Here is an 18,790-nt window from a genome sequence, read left to right as displayed (position 1 = left end):
AAAGAAGCATCACTTTTTTTCTATATAAGTGAGAATGTTTGCGCTTGCTCGCTGCTTCTTATTATAATGAATGAGAGCAATAGAAAGTAAGGAGGGATTCATGATGAAGATAGGAATTATTGGCGCTACAGGAAAATCCGGTTCGCGTATTACAGCAGAAGCATTGGATAGAGGATATTTAGTGGTGCCGCTTGTTCGAAATGCGAATAAATTGGAAGACCAAGACTGGACGATCGTCGAAAAAGATCTATACGATTTGAATTATGAAGACGTTAAGGGGTTAGACGTGGTAGTCGATGCTTTCAAGCCTCCTCAAGGACGCGAAGAACTTCACCAGACTAGTCTGGAACACTTAATAGCCATTCTGAAAGGACACTCCAAACCTCGTTTAATCGTTGTTGGAGGAGCAGGCAGCTTAATAGTCGATAGAGAAAACGGTACCCGGTTAATGGATACAACAGACTTTCCAGATGTTGCCAAACCAACTGCTTTTCATATGAGCAAAGCTTTAGAGACATTAGAAAAAACGACTGAGGTAAATTGGACCTATTTAAGCCCTTCTCAATTTTTTAATCCAAAAGGAGAACGGACTGGAGGCTACCAAGTTGGCACAGATTATCTATTAACCAATCACTTGGGTCAAAGTGAAATCAGTTACGCTGATTATGCCATTGCTTTAATAGATGAAATCGAAAATCGAGCTTTTGTCGGCAAGCGTTTTACGGTTTGCAGCAAATAAAAAAATTGTTTCGTTATTTTTCCACCATAAGCTGTTTAGCGGCTTTTGGTGGAATTTTTGTTTCGCATTTTTCTGCCTAGTGCTTTACAATTAAGTTAAAAGAAGTTCTATCAGGAAAACAGGATTTTATATAGATAAGAGGGAAAGAGATGAAACCAATTCAAGCACACAATGAAGATGAAACAAAAGCAATTGCTGCTGCCCTGGCAGCCTTCCTTATTCCAGGCGATATTATCTTATTAGAAGGCGATCTGGGAGCTGGGAAAACAACTTTTACTAAGGGGTTAGCAACAGGACTAGGAATCAAAAGAGTCATTAAAAGTCCGACTTATACCATTATCCGTGAATATTTAGATGGCCGGTTGCCTCTGTATCACATGGATGTTTACCGGTTAGAAGAAACCGGCGGAACAGACCTAGGGTTAGAAGAATATTTTGAAGGCGATGGAGTCTCTATCGTAGAGTGGGCTACATTCATTCCAGAGGATATCCCTAGTGAATACTTGCAAATCAAATTACAGCCCTCTGGAGAAGATTTAACAGAGCGCACCATCACTTTCAAAGCAGTAGGCCAACATTACGAAGAATTGTTGAGCCGTTTGGATGAAAGTGAAAAGGAAAAAGGAGTTTAGGAAATGTCAGAAAAACAATCAGTAGCTATTTCAATTCGTCCAGCATCGCCTAATGATGCTGCTGGCGTTTTGGCACACGTTAGCCAAACGTCAAAAGAAACAAGCTTTTTGACCATGGGAAGTGAAGGACCGAAGATAACGGTCGAAGAAGAAAAACACCATCTTAAAAAAATTGATGAATCAGATAACAACTTTTTGTTACTGGCTTTGGACGGAGAGAATATCGTTGGAATGGCATCTATCAACGGAGGTTCCAGCCCCAAAGTGAAACATATTGGAGAGCTGGGTGTTTCCATTGTAAAAGACTATTGGGGTATGGGATTAGGAACCTTACTGTTAGAAGACATCATTGAATGGGCAGCAGCATCCGGCGTTATCAAACGGTTGGAACTGACGGTTCAAGCACGTAATAAACGAGCGATCCATGTATATGAAAAATTGGGTTTCTTGCAAGAAGCAGTCATGCAACGCGGCGTAAAAGACGACGACGGCAGTTATTTGGATGTCTGCTTGATGAGTCTGTTGATTGGTGAAACAGAGTAAACAAAAAAGAGGACAAAGAAATATTTCTTTGTCCTCTTTTTTGTTAATGGTACTGCCAAGTCAAATATGTTTGACCATTTTTTTTAATGGATCCGTTCCAAAGCGATCTTCTAAATAAAGCAAGATATTCGCACTCGCATTGCTGTCATCCAAAGCGTGGTGATGATTCTTTAATTCGATACCTAGATGATCACAAACGGTATTCAATTTATGATTAGGAAGTTCAGTAATGAGTTTGCGGCTCGATTGAACGGTGCACAGTGTTTGGAAATGCGGTCGCTCAATTTCATAATAATCTAAACAACCGTGCAAAACGCCGCGATCAAAAGGCAGATTGTGAGCGACGATCAATTTGTTTTCTTTAAAACAGGGCTTGATGTCTTCCCAGACACGGGCAAAGTTCGGTGCATCTGCCACGTCGCTTTCATGAATCCCGTGAATTTGAATATTGCGCCAAAAAAACTCGGTTTCTGGTTTGATCAAAGAATAATAGTGGTCGACAATTTGGCTGTTTCGTACAATGGTTAATGCTACAGAACAAGCACTGTGCCGTTGGTGATTGGCTGTTTCAAAATCCAGTGCAATAAAATTCATTTTTTTCCTCCTCGAACAGACATTCTGTTAATAGTATAGTCGCTTTTATCTTAAAAGGCTAATTTCCGGTTTGATTATAAGAAAAGTTTAAGAATTTCAGTGGCTTTTCTTTTGGAGCATGTTCTAAAAGAAAGAGATGGATATATAAAAAGAGATGAGACTTTTGTCTCATCCCTTAAAGTGGTTTTCCTGTGGATTTTTAAAATAATCCTTTCAGTAACTGATACAGTCCAATAAGATAGAATACTATAATGAAGTATTTTACTTCAATGAAGAAGAATGAATGCGTATTTTTAATAATGACTTTATTTCCATTTTCATCAAATAAATGCTGTTCCTTTTTAGGCAATTTATTTCCAATAAACCAAGACAATGTCCCTGCGATAAAAAAGACTAGACCAAATAAATACGGGAATTGATTCATCACATCATTATTTCCGGTTATAAATAGAGCAGGAAAATAAACCAGTGCAATACTTGCCATAACAATGGGGATTATAATAAAACCCAAACTTTCCAAACGATCATATTATAGTTCCTCCTTTTTTCTTTTTTTATTATACAGAAAAAGGAACTAAAAAACGATGATTTTACGTTTTTTTAGAATTGCGGCAATTGAAAAAACATGCCTATTTTATGTATCGGTGGGGTGGCTTTCAAACGTTATTCAGTCCTATCTGATTTTCTAAGAAGGCAATACCCTAAGATTAACAAACTGTACCCCACGAAGATGGTTTGAGTTATTAATGCAAAAATAGCTGAACTAAAGACAACTGCTGAAAGAAATTTAAAGAGAAGACATTTATTCATTGGACAACCTCCGTAGATAGTTCTTATCTTACTTCTAGCTCTATTGTCTAGGAAACGTTGAGACACTAAAAGAACGCAATGGTTTACATCTGAGCACCTAATGGTTGATAAGGTGCTTTTTTCATACTTTCAGTCTCATGTAAACCATTTGGTTGCTAAAAGGTAACCAATGGTTGATAGTCCATGGTCAGTGCTTTCGGTATGATGATATAGAAAGAAAGCTGCAAGGAGACGTGGCAAATCGATTACAAATCTCGAGGCGATCCATCTCTAAGTGGAAGAATGGAAATAGCTAGCCTAGTTTAGGCAGTACCGTCGAATTTATAGAGTGATTTAATAGAAAGAAGGGTGAAAATTGTCTGCTGTAATAAAAAAAATATTAAAATCATCTGCTGATTCCTATTTGTCATTAGTACTGCTACTTACCATTACTAATCTTATTCTTACGTTAAGAGAGGATACGACAATCAAAGATAAATTCACTCGGGAATTTTTTTACAGTCTGGTTTGGATTATACCTATATTGATTGTAGCTGTGAGCATTAGAGTATTATTTACTCATTATATAAACAAAAAAAGAAGAATGTGAAATCGAAGAGAACATCTAGTCAACCCGCTTTTCACCTCGGAAAAAAGCCTCCAATAAAAAAGCAGCGCCGACGTCCATTACGGGCGCCAGTGCTGCTTCACTTACTCAAAAACTTATTTTTTCATATCAAACAAACGAGCGTTTTTCACGTCTTCAATTGTTTGTGTTCCAGCTAGCTGCATAACTCGTCTTAAATCTGTTTCGAAGTAATCTAAAACAGATTTAACGCCTTTCCATCCGCCTAAAGCTAATCCATATAATACTGGACGACCTACAGCAACGATGTCAGCACCGCTTGCTAGCGCTTTGAAGATGTGTTCTCCACGACGAATGCCACTGTCGAATACGATTGGAACACGACCAGCGACTGCTTTAGAAATTTCAGCTAATGTATCAAATGAACCCGGTGCTTCGTCTAATTGACGGCCTCCGTGGTTAGAAACCCAGACACCTGCTGCTCCAGCACCAATAGCTAAGACAGCATCTTCAGGAGTTTGGATCCCTTTAACAAAGACAGGCAATCCTGAATAATCAGAAATGAATTTAACATCTGCTGGACAGATTTTTTGTTTTGATTGAGCATAAATATTGTTCAGAGACATATTTTTACCTGATCCAGTCAAGTAACGCGATACGATCGGCATACCAAATGGGTAAACGAATTTATTCAGCATGTCTTTTTCACGGTTGCCGCTTAATGTTGCATCAGCTGTTAAGATGATTGCTGTAGCGCCATCAGCTTTTGCTTCGTCTAAAATGTTTTTATTCATTTCGTCATCTTTACTCATGTAGATTTGGAACCACCGTGGGCTGCCGTCTAAGCCTTTTTCGATTTCTTCAAATGTAGCTCCTGAGTAAGCACTGATGGACATGATCGTTCCGCCAAATTCAGCGATTCCTTTAGCTGTTCCGGCTTCTTTAGTTGCATGAGCTAACCCATGAGCTGCGATTGGGGCCATGATAAATGGTACTTTGATGTCATGGCCTAAAATAGAAGTTGAAGTATCAGGATTTTCGACATCCGCTAATACACGAGGCAAAATACCTTTGCGTTTCCAAGCTTCGTTGTTTTGTTTTAATGTGTATTCTTCACCAGAAGCACCTGAGATATAATCAAACCCGCCTTTAGGCACTACTTCGCGAGCTTGGTCTTCAAGTCGATAAGTGCTGATAACATCGATTTCTTGTTCTACTGTTGGTGCATCATATTTAATAATTTGTTCATCTACCATAGTTTTTCAACCATCCTTTTATGTGTATTTTTTTAAATTTTAAACCCATTTTAAATTAAAACAATAAATTGATAATCGGAACCGTTAATGGTGCTAAGATAACGACGACAATTCCCGTCACAACGATTGACAACCCAGACATCGCGCCTTGAACGTCACCCATTTCAATCGCTTTGGTGGTTCCCATTGCGTGAGAGGAACTTCCAAGAGCAACTCCCTGAGCTACTGGATCATCAATTTTGAATATTTTGAAAACTGTTTGTCCGACGACAGCACCAATCACTCCAGTAAATACAACCACCGCAACGGTTAAGGAAACAATACCGCCAAGGGATTCAGAAACGCCAACTGCAATCGCTGTAGTAATCGATTTCGGAATCAACGTTGCCACCATATTCCGGTCAAATTGGAACAACAATGCGAAAGCAAAAATCATTACCGTATGGAAAACCACTCCGGATACGATTCCAGTTAAGATTGCTGGATAGTATTTTTTCAAATATACAAAATTCTTTTCCAGTTTAATGGCTAAAGCTACAGTAGCTGGAGTAACAAACAAACTAAAGAATTGTCCGCCAGTATTATAGGTTTCCAGCGGTATATCGGTTACTAGAAGCAGAATGATAATGACAACAATCGCAAATACTAAAGGCGTAAACAGCGGATTCGGCCATTTGGCTTTTAATTTTCCAGCCAGCAAATACAAACCTACTGTAACCACGATCCACAAAAATGGACTGGTTAAAATCTTATCAAACATGCAAGTTTTCTCCTTTCTCCGGTACAGTGTTTTTCTCTGCACGGCGTTTTACGCCTTGTACCACTTTCCCAACAAATGCCATCATAAGCACGGTTGTTACTGCCATAATAATCAGCAGCTGCCACCACGTGTTGGCTAAAACATCAAAGTTTGATATCAACCCTACACCTGCTGGGACGAAGAAAATGCCCATGTTATCTGTCAGCCATGTGCCGGCTTCATCTACTTGCTCCATGCGGATCCATTTAAAATGCAACGCGAAGAACAGTAAAATCATTCCGATGACACTCCCTGGAATGGCTATAAATGAAGCCATTAAAGCGGAAATAACTTCCCCTAAAAAAGAGAATAAAAAAATCCAAAAAAGCTGTTTGATCAATTTCAAAATGCCACACCTTCCACTAATGATTTGTAAGCGCTTCAGTACATATACTATATCATGTTTTGTTTTACTTAGAAAATATTGTTTTTTTATGGTATGATAAATTATATTTATGAAAAGGGATTTATTATAGATTTTATTTATGTTACGAGCTTCACAAGCCTCGAAAGGAGAACACCATGAATCTGCAAGATTTAGTTTATTTTAACCGTTTAGCTGAAACACTGAATTTTACTGCAACTGCTGAACATTTTTATGTCTCACAACCCTCTATTTCGATGACTTTAAAACGCTTGGAAAAAGAGCTGGATACTGTCTTGATTGATAGAAAACGAATTCACAAGAACTTGCGTTTAACGGAAACGGGAGAAATATTGCTTAAATACTCTACACATATCTTAAAGTCGGTAGAACAGGCTAAAGAAGAAATTCATGATTTAAAAAATCAAGTCGTTTACTTTGGTTTTTTGCCGACCATTGGCGGTCATTTCATGGCCCAGCTGATGCCGCATTTGAAGAAGTTTTCTGCCTCTATGAAGCTTATTGAAGAAGAAAGCTCGGATGTCATGTTGGATTTGGTGCGCAAAGGACAAGTTCCGTTAGCCATTATTGGGAGCGATCGTCTTACTTTTGCCGAAGATAACTTGTTACAGATCCCTTTAAAAAAAGAAGAAATGGCACTTTGGGCATCTCCTGACAACCCTTTAGCCAAAAAAGACAGCGTCACAGCAGCAGAAATTCAAGACGAATTGTTTATTTCGTTAGCGCAAGGCTATACCCACCAGCGTATTTTTAAACAATGGATGAAAGACAATCATATTGAACAGCCGCAAACTCTTTATACCAAAGAAATCCAAACGGCATTGTCCATTGCTTCTTCCACTCACATGCTTGCTTTTATGAGCGACATCTTAGTAGAAGACCGTCCACGTTTAGTCAGAATTCCAATTGAAAATGCACCTCAGTTTTACATTAGCCTCATCGTGAATAAGAAACTCAGCAACACCACGTATTTCCAAACAGAGTTCAACGAGGTCCTGATTGAACTCGCTGAATCTTACGGAAAAGAGCTTCATAAAAAATAATGGAACGGAGTTTTTTTCAAAAAGAATACACTTGAAAGAGAGAATACAATAAAAAAGGACTGGGAACCGGCTAACAAAGGTTTTTAGCCTTTTTTTAGCAATTGTTATGAGCTATTACTCAGTTACCTATGGTTTTTCTGGATTTATTATTATAACAGTTGGCGATAACGATACTCAAATTTACTACTTTAATTTTTTAAAAAAAGGGTGAATTTGAATGGAGGATAAGGTACGAAAACCCTTTTTGATGACGGTAAGGATGAGAAATTTTTATCGGTATGGCATGCAAATCAAGTGCAGCAGTTGTGCTTTTCGGCTAAGGCCGAAAAGGTCTGATCGAATCGGATAAAACTAATTGAGCGCCATATGAACGATGAATGGCAGTGGTATGATCCGTAAGAACACCTTGATTTTTTAGAAAGCAGTTTTTAAAAGAAGGTAATGCTTAGTTATGCAACACTTATGAAAAAAGAATAAAATCATATTTAGTGACCAATCAGTCAACAGCTAATTTAATTGACACAATAGACCCCTAAAGGCAGGCATCCGTTTGTTTTTAGAGGTGCTTTTTTTCTACTGAAAAATTATTTTTAATTTAGTGCTTGACATGTAATGCATTACATAAAGTATAGTCAATTTAGGAAAAGAAAGCGTTTTATAAAAAGGAGGACAATTACATATGTCGAAAGAAGCATTGAAAATCGTTACAATTGGTGGAGGTTCCAGTTATACACCGGAATTGATCGAGGGATATATCAAACGGAAAGATCAATTGCCGATTAAAGAAATCGTTTTGGTCGATATTGAAGCAGGCAAAGAAAAACTAGAAATCGTGGGAGAAATGGCAAAACGAATGGTTAAAGCAGCGGGACTTGATTGGAAAGTGGAGTTGACACTTGACCGTAAAGCCGCTTTACAAGGAGCCGATTTTGTCACTACACAATTCCGAGTAGGTCTATTGGATGCACGTGTGAAAGATGAACGGATTCCATTATCGCATGGCGTATTAGGTCAAGAAACAAATGGAGCAGGAGGAATGTTTAAAGCGTTCCGAACGATTCCAGTTATTTTAGACATCATTAAGGATATGAAAGAAATTTGTCCAGACGCTTGGTTGGTCAACTTTACAAATCCAGCAGGTATGGTCACAGAAGCGGCTATTAAGCACGGCGGTTGGAAAAAAACAGTTGGGCTATGCAATGTTCCAATTGGACACTGTTCAACGGCTTCAGAAAAATTAGGCATACCGGAAGAAGAGCTGTTCTTTAAATTTGCCGGAATCAATCATTTCCATTGGCATCGAGTTTGGGATAAAACGGGTAAAGAAAGAACAGCAGAACTGATTGATTTGATTTACGGCCCTAATCAATCTGAAGAAGATAGCCACTTGAAGAACATTCATAACGCTCCTTTCCATTATGAACAAATCAAAGACTTAGGACTATTGCCTTGCGGTTACCACCGCTATTATTATATTGAAGATGAAATGTTAAATCATTCTATTGAAGAGTTCGAAAAAGGCGAGACCAGAGCTCAGGTGGTTAAAGAAACAGAAGCACGTCTATTTGAACTATACAAAGACCCGCAACTAGATCACAAACCAGATGAGTTATCGCAACGCGGCGGAACACACTACAGTGATGCAGCTTGTGAGATCATTGCCTCTATTCAAAATGATAAACGGACAGATATGGTTGTTTCTACTGAAAATAATGGAACGATAACGGACTTGCCATACGACAGTATTGTAGAAGTTTCAGGTGCTGTTACAGCCCATGGTGTAGAACCGTATAACTGGGGAGCGTTTCCTCCTGCAGCTAGAGGCATCATCCAGAATATGAAAGCTATGGAAGAAACGGTGATTCGGGCAGCTATTGATGGGGATTATGGTGCAGCACTGCAAGCATTTACGATCAATCCATTAGTACCAGGCGGAACAATAGCTAAAACGTTATTGGATGAAATGCTTTATGCACATAAATATTACTTGCCGCAGTTTGCTGAAAAAATAAAAGAGATTGAAAAAAATCAACCTGAAACAGTTAACTATGTGGATGAATTAATGAAAAGCAATTAAAGGATAGAGATTCTGTTAAATTAAGCTGATGAAAAATTCAGCTTGATTTAACACTATTTAATGTAAGCGCTGTTTTATGGAGAGGGAAAAATAATGAACTAAGGAGTGTTAATAATGGATAAATTTTTAGATGTTCTTCAAGAAAAAATGGGACCGATTGCTTACAAATTAGATTCAAATCGTTATTTATCAGCTATAAAAACAGGTTTCTTTGGAGCTATGCCTATTTTGATTTTAGGTTCTATGTTCTTACTTTTCGGCAACTTGCCGATTAATGGATATCCTGAATTTATGGCATCCATTCTTGGAGAAAACTGGAGCAGCTACTTCACAGTACCTTACGATATGACGATGGATATTATGACGTTATTTGTTATCTTAGGTATTTCCAAATCACTGGCTAACTATTATAAATTAGACGATTTATCAGCGATTGTTATTTCAATTGTCGGTTTTTTAATTCTAACTCCAACGATTTCTACAGCAGATGGCGTTGCAGGCATTCCAACTAGCAATTTAGGGGCAAGTGGACTATTTGTTGGAATGATCACGGCTATTGTAGCCGTTGAAATTTCACGATGGGTAGTTGGAAAAGGCTGGACTATCAAGATGCCCGATTCTGTTCCTTCTAATGTTTCAAAATCATTTACAGCTTTGATTCCGGCATTATTTGTTATTTTAGCTTTTAACTTTATTCGGATTGGTTTTAGTTTTACTTCTTATGAAACAGTACAAGCTTTTATTTTTCAATTTTTGCAAACGCCTTTAACGGCCCTAGGAACTTCTTTGCCAGCGACATTGATAATTGTTTTTTTCGAACTTATATTGTGGGCATTTGGAATTCATGGTTCAAATATTGTTGGAGCAGTTATGACTCCAATTTGGTTGTCATCGACTGCTGACAATGCTGCAGCTTTTGCAGTCGGAGATGCATTGCCGCATATTGTGAACTATCAGTTTTATCAAAATTTCGTCAAAGTCGGCGGAGCTGGAGGAACAATCGGTTTAGCTATTTTATGCTTATTTGCAGCACGCTCAGCTCAATTTAAAACGTTAGGAAAACTTGCTTTTGGTCCCGCAATGTTTGGTATTAATGAACCGCTTATTTTTGGATTGCCAATTGTTTTAAATCCCATTATACTGATTCCTTTTCTAATAACGCCACTGTTGATGATTATTTTGACTTACTTTGTTATGGCTACAGGTTTGGTTCCTTTAACGAATGGGGCCAATATACCATGGACAACACCTCCAGTTATTGCTGGTTTCCTAGTGAGTGGTTGGCGCGGAGGGGTTTATCAAGTCATTCAAATTTTGCTCAGTGTCGTTATCTACTACCCTTTCTTTAAATTAGTAGATACGAAAGCCTATAACATTGAAATGGAGGGTCAAACAGCCGTTAATGCGGAAATGCAGGGAGCGATGGAGTAATATTAAAACGACAAAAAGCCCGCTACGACGAAAAATAGTCGCAGCGGGTTTTTGTGTTGAGCATTATTTTTTAATTAGTCCTTTTTGCGGATCACTAACTTAGTGATCTCCATTAAGACTACTGCTCCAGCAGCTAATCCAGCAGCAATTCCCCATTGTGTCCAGCCAAAGTTGGCAGGAATTGAGAAGAATTCACGGATACCTGGAAGAACGGTTAATCCATATAAAGCAGAACAGAAGAGAACGGCTAATAAGACGTACACGTTAGAGAAGAAGCCAGCTCCGATAGCGGTTTGTGAATTTGAACGAGCAGGGAAAGTTTGCAATGTACGAGCTAAAATTAAAGTCGTAAAGGCCATTGCGATACTCATTTCATCTGAATAACCCAGTCCAATATATTGAGAGATAATAACAGCTATACCGATCAATGCTCCGCGATAAAGAACAGAAACTAAAGTTTGACCAGCAAAAATCCCTTCATTTGGGTCTCTTGGTTTACGAGACATGACATTTGGTTCGCCTTTTTCCATACCTAAAGCAATTGCCGGAACGGAATCGTTAACTAAGTTAATGAACAACAGTTGTAAAGCAGTGAAAGGGTTAACCCAATCCATAATTAAAGCGGCGACAATAGCAATAATAGCTCCTAAGTTGCCGGCAAAAAGATAAGCGATGGCTTTTTTGATATTGTCATAGACATTCCGGCCTACTTCAACAGCGTTGATGATAGAAACGAAATTATCATCGGTCAAGACCATTGCTGCAGCATCTTTAGCTACGTCTGTTCCGCTTCCCATTGCAATTCCAATGTCAGCTTGTTTTAAAGCCGGAGCATCATTAACACCATCTCCGGTCATAGCGGAAACTTTGCCTTTATCTTGCCATGCTTGTACGATACGAATTTTGTTTTCTGGAGAAACACGAGCATAAACTGAAATTTGTTCTAATTTAGCATGCAATTCTTTTTCGCTTAATGCATCTAATTCTTGTCCGGTCAATGCGATATCGCCTTCTTCAGCAATTCCAATATCACGGGCAATTGCACGTGCAGTTGTTTTGTGGTCACCCGTAATCATAACCGTTTTGATGCCAGCTTTTTTAGCTTCTTCAACAGCGCCATAAACAGCTTCACGAGGAGGGTCGATCATCGCCATAATACCCGCTAGGATCAACTCGTTTTCGTCTTCAAAACTAACTGTTTGATTTGCTCCAATCGGTTTATAAGCAAATGCTAAGACACGTAGCGCACGGTCAGAGAAAGATTCGTTTTGGTCTTGCAACTCTTTTAATCGTTGTTCCGTTAATGGCAAGACTTCGCCATCAACCAATATTTTTGTACTGCGGGCAAAAACAACATCTGGGCCGCCTTTGGTTAACATCAATCGTTCACCATCAATGGTATGGACAGTTGACATTAATTTACGGTCGGAATCAAAAGGCAATTCTGCTTCACGAGGGTAACTCGTACGCAGTTCGCCATAAGGTTTGTTGACTTTATTGCTGAAAGCGATCATAGCAACTTCAGTAGGATCGCCTAATTCTTGGCCTTCTTCATTGATATTGGAATCATTTGCTAAAACAGCAATTTGCATCAAGCGTTTTTCATCAAATGACCACGTATCGGGATGGTCATTAAATTTGCCTGATTTGCCGTTTGCTAAGAAGTAATCGACGATCGTCATTTTGTTTTGTGTCAATGTTCCTGTTTTATCCGTACAAATAACGCTAGTTGCTCCTAATGTTTCAACAGCCGGTAATTTACGAATAATAGCATGTCGTTTGGCCATTTTATTGGTTCCCATCGAAAGAACGATCGTTACGATAGATTGTAAAGCTTCCGGTATAGCTGCAACAGCAACAGCAACGGCAAACATAAAGGCGTTCAACATATCCGCACTGATATTCGATGAACCGCCAAAATAAATACGAGCAGCTTCAATGGCAAAAATAACGACAGATAAAATTAAAATGCCGATACCCAATTGTTTACTGAATTGATCTAATTTCTTTTGCAGCGGCGTTTGTTTGGTCATGGCATTTTCAAGCAAGTTAGCGACTTGACCGATTTCGGTGTTATTACCAGTTCCGGTGATAACAAAAAGACCGCGTCCGTAAACGACCAAAGTACCGCTGTGAACCATGTTGGAACGGTCTCCGACAGGGACTGTATCAGCAATGGTCTCAGTATCTTTATCTGCCGGAACGGACTCTCCGGTTAGCATACCTTCATCAATTTTCAAAGATCCGGCTTCAAGCAAACGACCATCAGCAGGAACATAATCTCCTGCATCTAAGATCACGATATCTCCAGGAACCAACTCTCTAGCAGGAATCGTCACTTTTTCGCCATTTCGGATGGCTTTGGCCAACGGCGCAGACATGTTTTTAAGCGCATCTAATGAACCTTCAGCTTTTTTTGTTTGAACAACACTGATCACTGAATTGATCATCAACACAGCGAAAATAATGAAGGATTCTACTACAGAACCCATTAAAATCTGAACGACTGCAACGATCAATAGAACGATGACCATCGCATCTTTAAACGTTTCTAAGAAAAGCTTTAAGACAGAATCTTTTGCTTTCGTTTTTAATTCATTATGCCCATGTTCTTCGAGACGTGCGTTTACTTCACTCGTTTGTAAGCCGTTTGGCGTACTTTTTAATTCTGACAACAATACATCTTGTTCTTTTTGGTAAAATTCCAAATAAGACACCCCTTAATAGTTTTTATATACGAATAGAAATTCTCTACATTTAGATACTGGCATATCGGTTACGGTTTTACGAAAATCTCTTGCTTAGGTATGGCTAGTTTGTCCTAAAAGTGCGAAAACAAGTCGTAAAACCCTCTCTAAAGAAAGCACTCCAACAAATGGTGTTTCTAGACCGGTACGGAAATACCTCCTTTTATTAATTTTAAGAAAATCGATAAAAAAAGAGACTTATGCAGAATTGTCTCTTTACAGAAACAATGTGCATAAGTCTCACAATTTAAGACAACACCAGTAAATTTTGCGAATCTACTTGTTGGTGATGTTGCCACAGCTGCTGCTGCCTGTTACTCCCTTATGTATGAATATGGCTAGCCTGTCGATTTCTTCTTGAATTTAGTATAGCTATTTTTGAGGAATAAAGCAATGAAAAAAATGGGTTTATGAAAATTTCATGAAAACATTAAATTTTAAAAGAGTTAACTCTGGCTTGTATTCGTTATCATTTAAATGTATACTTGTTTTATTGTAATGTATAGACAATTAAAAGTGAGCAATGAAAAGGAGTGCATTTATATGAAATATCAATTTCCTGAAAATTTTTGGTGGGGTTCTGCTGCCAGCGGACCACAAACAGAAGGCGTATATGAAGGCGATGGCAAAGGACAAAACATCTGGGATTACTGGTATGAACAAGAACCAACTAAATTCTTTCACCAAGTAGGACCAGAAAAAACGTCGCGTTTTTATGAAAAATACAAAGAAGATATTCAATTAATGAAGGAAACCGGACACAATAGTTTCCGGACTTCTATTCAATGGAGCCGTTTGTTCCCAGAAGGTGCTGGGGAAGTTAATCAAAAGGCTGTTGACTTTTACAATGCAGTGATCGATGAATTGATTGCGAATGACATTGAACCCTTTATAAACTTATATCATTTTGATATGCCAATGGCGTTACAAGAAAAAGGCGGTTGGTTAAACCGTGAGACTGTGGAAGCTTATGTTGTTTTTGCTAAAACATGTTTTGAATTATTTGGAGACCGAGTTAAAAAATGGTTTACACATAACGAACCGGTTGTCCCAGTAGAAGGCGGTTATTTGTATCAATTCCATTATCCAAACGTAGTTGATATGAAAAAAGCTGTTCAAGTAGGATACCATGAAGTGCTAGCCAGCGCTAAAGCGATCAAAGTTTACCACGAAATGAATCAAACAGGTGAAATTGGAATTATTTTGAATTTAACACCAAGTTATCCAAGAGATGAAAATAATCCTGAAGATGTTAAAGCAGCTGCTATTGCTGATGCTATTTTTAATCGTTCTTTTTTAGATTCTTCAGTCAAAGGCGAGTTTCCTCAAGATTTAATCGAGTTATTGCGTGACATCGATCACTTACCTGAAATTGAAACTGGCGATTTAGAGACCATTAAAGAAAATGCAGTTGATTTACTCGGTGTAAACTATTATCAGCCACGTCGAATCAAAGCGAAAGAAACGACAACTAAATTAGCTGAAGGGCCAATGCCGGACGATTACTTTGATAACTATATTATGCCAGGCCGTAAAATGAATCCTTATCGAGGATGGGAAATTTACGAAAAAGGTATTTACGATATTTTAACAAATTTGAGAGAGAATTATGGCAACATTCGTTGTTTCATTTCTGAAAACGGTATGGGAGTCGAGGGTGAAGAAGACTATATCAATGCGGATGGTTCAATTGAAGACGATTACCGAATCGAATTTGTGAAAGACCACTTGGCGTATGTTCATCAAGCTATCCAAGAAGGCAGCAATGTCCAGGGGTACCATATGTGGACATGCATGGATAACTGGTCATGGACAAATGCTTATAAAAACCGCTATGGTTTTATTGCAGTTGATTTAGAGCAAGAAGGCAAACGGACAATTAAAAAGAGTGGTCGCTGGTTTAAAGAAATGACCGATCAAAACGGTTTTAATGCATAACAGGATACGTAACAAAAACCAGTCTTGAAGGCTGGTTTTTGCTTACTCAAAGTAAAGCAAGTTTTTATTTTAAAAAAGACTAGACATTAATAATAAAAGGTGATACAATTCTTTTGTAATCGATTTCAACAAGATGGTATCTGACTAAAAAATAGGCCGCTTTTTAGTTGGAAAGCGAATAAAGACTCTATAAAATTATAAAAAGAAAAGAGGGTATTATCAATGAATGAGTTTATTGATAAACTGGGCGAAAAACTAATGCCCATTGCTGGAAAGCTCGGAGAAAACCGACATCTGAAAGTTTTACGTGATGCATTTATGCTTTCATTCCCGATCACTATGTTTGGATCTATTGTAGTAGTTTTAAACAACTTGCCATTTTTCAGCGATGCAACAAAAGGTACATTAGGAACGTTGTTTGGTAATGGACAAAACGCGACTATGTCGATCATGACCATTTTTGTTACTTTTGGTATTGGGTATTATCTAAGCAAGTCCTATGACGTAGAAGCCATTTATGGTGGCGCTGTTTCTTTATCTGCTTATCTGATCTTGACACCGTTCAATGCAGTGACTGAAGGTGGCGAAGCCATCACCGGTGTATTGACTTTAGACCGTTTAGGGGCTAAAGGGATGTTTATTGGGATGATTGCAGCTTTCATTGCAGCGGAAATTTACACACGTATCGTTAAAAAAGGCATCGTCATTAAAATGCCTGAAGGAGTTCCGCCTGCAGTAGCAAAATCATTTGCAGCTTTACTACCAGCAATTATAACATTAACTGTCTTTTTATTAGTAAATGCAGCCGTTGTCGGCTTATTTGCAACTAACTTACACGATGTAGTCTATAATGTCATTCAAGTTCCATTGACAGGTTTAGGCAGTGGATTACCGGCTACACTGGTTGCCGTTTTCTTTGTACAATTCTTATGGTTCTTTGGATTACATGGACAAATCATTGTCAACTCAGTAATGGACCCCATTTGGAATACGTTAATGTTGGAAAATTTAGATGCTTATAAAGCAGGCGAAGCTTTACCGCATATCGTAACTAAACCATTCATGGAAATTTATACAGTAGGAATGGGTGGTTCTGGGAGCACGTTGATAGTCGTTCTTTTAATGGGTTTCATTATGAAGAGCAAACAATTGAAAGAAGTAGGGCGCTTAGCTTTAGGACCAGCTATCTTTAATGTAAATGAACCGTTGATTTTCGGTATGCCGTTAGTACTAAACGCTTCGATTTTTATTCCTTGGGTTTTAGCACCAATGGTGGTGACCGCCTTCAACTACTTTATGATGGCGACCAATATTTTCCCAACACCAACCGGAGTGTCGGTTCCGTGGACGGTACCTGTTATCATCAACGGAATTATGGCAACCAGCTCGTTTATGGGCGGATTGCTCCAAATCATCGATATGGCACTTATTGGCGTAATTTGGTTCCCGTTCTTAAAACTGATCGATCGTACCAATTTAGGACATGTCGATATGGGTGAACCTGAAAACGTTTAATAACAGTATTGAAAAAGTAAGCGGCTGGTCGAATTGGACTAGCTGCTTACTTTTTTTGTTAGTTAAACAAAATAAACGCTAAAATAATGTAGAAAAGACACGCAAAAGACTAGTCTTTTATAGACAGGTAAGTTATGATGTTCTTGGAAACAGAGGAGGTGCTAAAATGGTGAAGTATGAAGCCATAGCCAATGAAATAAGAAAACGGATTCTGCGAGGCGTCTATCCAGTAGAGTCGCTTATCCCTGATCAAATCAGCTTATCTAAAGAATTCAATGTCAGTCGTATGACCATGAAAAAAGCACTGGATATCTTAGCGATGGAGGGACTGATTTATCGTCAGCGCGGGTCCGGTACGTATGTCATGAAAACAGCGCTGCTAAACAAACAAGATGCTGTTGTAAATGAATACGATGGATTAACAAAGCAATTGAAAGGACATGAAATCACGAGTAAAGTCATTCAATTTAATGTGGAATTTCCTTCTGAAGAAATCATGGAGCACTTAATGATCAAAAAAAATCAACCGGTTTACAACCTGATTCGATTGCGTATCGTTGACGGGAAACCTTATGTCTTGGAGCATACGCATATGCCGACGGACTTGGCCACGGGGCTGACAGAAGAAATCATGGAGCACTCTATTTACCGTTACATTCATGAAGAATTAGGGTTGCAATTTGGCGGAGCTTTTAGGAAAATCCATGCGGATAAGCCTTCTAAATACGATCAAGAATACCTCGATTGCAAATCAGATGATCCAGTATTAGAAGTAGAACAAGTGGTTTATCTAAAAGATGGCCGGCCGTTCGAATATTCGCGAAGCCGTCATCGTTACGATACTAGAAGTTATACTATGGCGGATATTAATAAAAATATTTAATAAAAAGTGCCTCAACCGTTTTTTACTTATTTACGATTGAGGCACTTTATTCTTTTATTTTAACGTTAGTTCGACAGGGCAATGATCAGACCCCATGATTTCGGTGTGAATTTTAGCGTCTTCAAGCTGGTCTTTGAGTCTTTCTGAGACACAAAAGTAATCGATCCGCCAGCCGGCATTATTTTTACGAGCGTTAAATCGGTAACTCCACCAAGAATAGACGCCTTCAAGGGTTGGATAAAAGTAACGGAACGTATCAATAAATCCATGATTTAATAAGGTTTTGAATTTCATGCGTTCCTCATCAGAAAAACCGGCATTTTTACGATTGGTTTTCCAATTCTTTAAATCAATGTTCTCATGAGCAACATTTAAATCACCACAGAGAATAACAGGTTTTTCACTATCCAATTGATTTAAGTAAGCTAAAAAATCTTCTTCCCAGGACATCCGATAATCTAACCGGGCCAGTTCGCTTTGAGAGTTAGGGGTATAACAAGTTACGACATAATAATCAGGGTAGCTTAATGTAATGACTCGGCCTTCTGAGTCGTGTTCATTTTTTCCGATGCCGTAAAAAACATCTAGGGGTTTATGTCTCGTAAAAATAGCTGTTCCAGAATACCCTTTTTTTTCAGCATAATTCCAGTAATCGTAATAACCCGGAAGTTGTAAGTCAATTTGCCCTTCTTGCAGTTTGGTCTCTTGTAAGCAGAAAAAATCTGCATCCAGCTCATTGAAAATATCTAAAAAACCTTTTTTTACAATCGCACGCAAACCGTTTACGTTCCAAGAGATAAATTTCATAGTAAGTAGCTCCTTTAAAAATGTTT

The 18,790-nt window shown here is 38.4% G+C and carries 16 protein-coding genes; 9 read left to right on the top strand and 7 right to left on the bottom strand.

Translation table 11 applies throughout. From position 1 onward, the window contains the following. The first annotated feature begins 100 nt into the window (after positions 1-100). From JHE06_RS09865 to JHE06_RS09855, 3 genes are all read left to right on the top strand, one after another. Positions 101-739, top strand: coding sequence for an NAD(P)-dependent oxidoreductase (locus tag JHE06_RS09865; protein ID WP_442857102.1), 639 nt, complete (start codon positions 101-103; stop codon positions 737-739). 149 nt (positions 740-888) lie between these two features. Continuing rightward, positions 889-1,371 (top strand): tRNA (adenosine(37)-N6)-threonylcarbamoyltransferase complex ATPase subunit type 1 TsaE, encoded by a 483-nt coding sequence (tsaE, locus tag JHE06_RS09860; RefSeq protein ID WP_201088651.1) that lies wholly within the window; start codon positions 889-891, stop codon positions 1,369-1,371. 3 nt (positions 1,372-1,374) lie between these two features. Beyond that, positions 1,375-1,914 (top strand): GNAT family N-acetyltransferase, encoded by a 540-nt coding sequence (locus JHE06_RS09855; RefSeq protein ID WP_058919188.1) that lies wholly within the window; start codon positions 1,375-1,377, stop codon positions 1,912-1,914. 60 nt (positions 1,915-1,974) lie between these two features. Here the strand turns inward: JHE06_RS09855 and JHE06_RS09850 are convergent, their stop codons facing one another. The 5 genes from JHE06_RS09850 to JHE06_RS09830 all read right to left on the bottom strand — a co-directional run bounded on the left by JHE06_RS09850 (position 1,975) and on the right by JHE06_RS09830 (position 6,284). Continuing rightward, a complete protein-coding gene (locus tag JHE06_RS09850) occupies positions 1,975-2,508 on the bottom strand; it encodes a 3'-5' exonuclease (RefSeq protein WP_058919187.1) in 534 nt (177 codons plus the stop codon). 199 nt (positions 2,509-2,707) lie between these two features. Then, positions 2,708-3,019 (bottom strand): hypothetical protein, encoded by a 312-nt coding sequence (locus JHE06_RS09845; RefSeq protein WP_058919186.1) that lies wholly within the window; start codon positions 3,017-3,019, stop codon positions 2,708-2,710. A 1,001-nt stretch (positions 3,020-4,020) separates the two neighbouring features. Further along, entirely contained in the window at positions 4,021-5,139 is a 1,119-nt protein-coding gene (locus tag JHE06_RS09840) for a lactate oxidase (RefSeq protein WP_058919184.1), read from the bottom strand. Between the two features lie 55 nt (positions 5,140-5,194). Then, complete coding sequence (locus JHE06_RS09835; protein WP_058919183.1) at positions 5,195-5,899, bottom strand: LrgB family protein; 705 nt, start codon at positions 5,897-5,899, stop codon at positions 5,195-5,197. Beyond that, positions 5,892-6,284 carry a CidA/LrgA family protein gene (locus tag JHE06_RS09830; protein WP_058919182.1) on the bottom strand — a complete coding sequence of 131 codons (393 nt, stop codon included), beginning with the start codon at positions 6,282-6,284 and terminating at the stop codon, positions 5,892-5,894. The genes JHE06_RS09835 and JHE06_RS09830 overlap by 8 nt, the downstream gene beginning before the upstream one ends. Positions 6,285-6,460: 176 nt before the next feature. Between JHE06_RS09830 and JHE06_RS09825 the strand changes: the two genes are divergently transcribed. The 3 genes from JHE06_RS09825 to JHE06_RS09815 all read left to right on the top strand — a co-directional run bounded on the left by JHE06_RS09825 (position 6,461) and on the right by JHE06_RS09815 (position 10,874). Then, complete coding sequence (locus JHE06_RS09825; RefSeq protein WP_058919181.1) at positions 6,461-7,366, top strand: LysR family transcriptional regulator; 906 nt, start codon at positions 6,461-6,463, stop codon at positions 7,364-7,366. A gap of 679 nt (positions 7,367-8,045) precedes the next feature. Continuing rightward, positions 8,046-9,443 carry a 6-phospho-beta-glucosidase gene (locus JHE06_RS09820; RefSeq protein ID WP_201088650.1) on the top strand — a complete coding sequence of 466 codons (1,398 nt, stop codon included), beginning with the start codon at positions 8,046-8,048 and terminating at the stop codon, positions 9,441-9,443. A gap of 114 nt (positions 9,444-9,557) precedes the next feature. Further along, complete coding sequence (locus tag JHE06_RS09815; protein ID WP_058919179.1) at positions 9,558-10,874, top strand: PTS sugar transporter subunit IIC; 1,317 nt, start codon at positions 9,558-9,560, stop codon at positions 10,872-10,874. A 74-nt stretch (positions 10,875-10,948) separates the two neighbouring features. Here the strand turns inward: JHE06_RS09815 and JHE06_RS09810 are convergent, their stop codons facing one another. Then, on the bottom strand, positions 10,949-13,582 hold the full coding sequence (locus JHE06_RS09810; RefSeq protein WP_058919178.1) for a cation-translocating P-type ATPase: 2,634 nt from the start codon (positions 13,580-13,582) through the stop codon (positions 10,949-10,951). 582 nt (positions 13,583-14,164) lie between these two features. Between JHE06_RS09810 and JHE06_RS09805 the strand changes: the two genes are divergently transcribed. The 3 genes from JHE06_RS09805 to JHE06_RS09795 all read left to right on the top strand — a co-directional run bounded on the left by JHE06_RS09805 (position 14,165) and on the right by JHE06_RS09795 (position 17,957). Continuing rightward, positions 14,165-15,559, top strand: a complete 1,395-nt coding sequence (locus JHE06_RS09805; RefSeq protein ID WP_058919177.1) for a glycoside hydrolase family 1 protein — start codon at positions 14,165-14,167, stop codon at positions 15,557-15,559. Positions 15,560-15,781: 222 nt separating this feature from the next. Next, positions 15,782-17,074 (top strand): PTS cellobiose transporter subunit IIC, encoded by a 1,293-nt coding sequence (gene celB, locus JHE06_RS09800; protein WP_201088649.1) that lies wholly within the window; start codon positions 15,782-15,784, stop codon positions 17,072-17,074. A 166-nt stretch (positions 17,075-17,240) separates the two neighbouring features. Beyond that, entirely contained in the window at positions 17,241-17,957 is a 717-nt protein-coding gene (locus JHE06_RS09795) for a GntR family transcriptional regulator (protein WP_058919175.1), read from the top strand. Between the two features lie 54 nt (positions 17,958-18,011). On the opposite strand, the gene JHE06_RS09790 is transcribed toward JHE06_RS09795, so the two are convergent. After that, a complete protein-coding gene (locus JHE06_RS09790) occupies positions 18,012-18,764 on the bottom strand; it encodes an exodeoxyribonuclease III (protein WP_058919174.1) in 753 nt (250 codons plus the stop codon). Positions 18,765-18,790 lie beyond the last annotated feature (26 nt).

Origin of the sequence: Carnobacterium sp. CS13 (assembly GCF_016653495.1) — a bacterium.
GTDB lineage: Bacteria > Bacillota > Bacilli > Lactobacillales > Carnobacteriaceae > Carnobacterium_A > Carnobacterium_A antarcticum.
The sequence above is the reverse complement of the archived record's forward strand: the minus strand, read 5'-3'. Positions and strand labels throughout refer to the sequence as shown.

Excerpts from the sequence above, each read along its gene's own strand:
- JHE06_RS09865 (WP_442857102.1), top strand. The coding sequence starts at position 101 with ATGATGAAGATAGGAATTATTGGCGCTACAGGAAAATCCGGTTCGCGT.
- tsaE (WP_201088651.1), top strand. The coding sequence starts at position 889 with ATGAAACCAATTCAAGCACACAATGAAGATGAAACAAAAGCAATTGCT.
- JHE06_RS09855 (WP_058919188.1), top strand. The coding sequence starts at position 1,375 with ATGTCAGAAAAACAATCAGTAGCTATTTCAATTCGTCCAGCATCGCCT.
- JHE06_RS09850 (WP_058919187.1), bottom strand. The coding sequence starts at position 2,508 with ATGAATTTTATTGCACTGGATTTTGAAACAGCCAATCACCAACGGCAC.
- JHE06_RS09840 (WP_058919184.1), bottom strand. The coding sequence starts at position 5,139 with ATGGTAGATGAACAAATTATTAAATATGATGCACCAACAGTAGAACAA.
- JHE06_RS09835 (WP_058919183.1), bottom strand. The coding sequence starts at position 5,899 with ATGTTTGATAAGATTTTAACCAGTCCATTTTTGTGGATCGTGGTTACA.
- JHE06_RS09825 (WP_058919181.1), top strand. The coding sequence starts at position 6,461 with ATGAATCTGCAAGATTTAGTTTATTTTAACCGTTTAGCTGAAACACTG.
- JHE06_RS09820 (WP_201088650.1), top strand. The coding sequence starts at position 8,046 with ATGTCGAAAGAAGCATTGAAAATCGTTACAATTGGTGGAGGTTCCAGT.
- JHE06_RS09815 (WP_058919179.1), top strand. The coding sequence starts at position 9,558 with ATGGATAAATTTTTAGATGTTCTTCAAGAAAAAATGGGACCGATTGCT.
- JHE06_RS09805 (WP_058919177.1), top strand. The coding sequence starts at position 14,165 with ATGAAATATCAATTTCCTGAAAATTTTTGGTGGGGTTCTGCTGCCAGC.
- celB (WP_201088649.1), top strand. The coding sequence starts at position 15,782 with ATGAATGAGTTTATTGATAAACTGGGCGAAAAACTAATGCCCATTGCT.
- JHE06_RS09795 (WP_058919175.1), top strand. The coding sequence starts at position 17,241 with ATGGTGAAGTATGAAGCCATAGCCAATGAAATAAGAAAACGGATTCTG.
- JHE06_RS09790 (WP_058919174.1), bottom strand. The coding sequence starts at position 18,764 with ATGAAATTTATCTCTTGGAACGTAAACGGTTTGCGTGCGATTGTAAAA.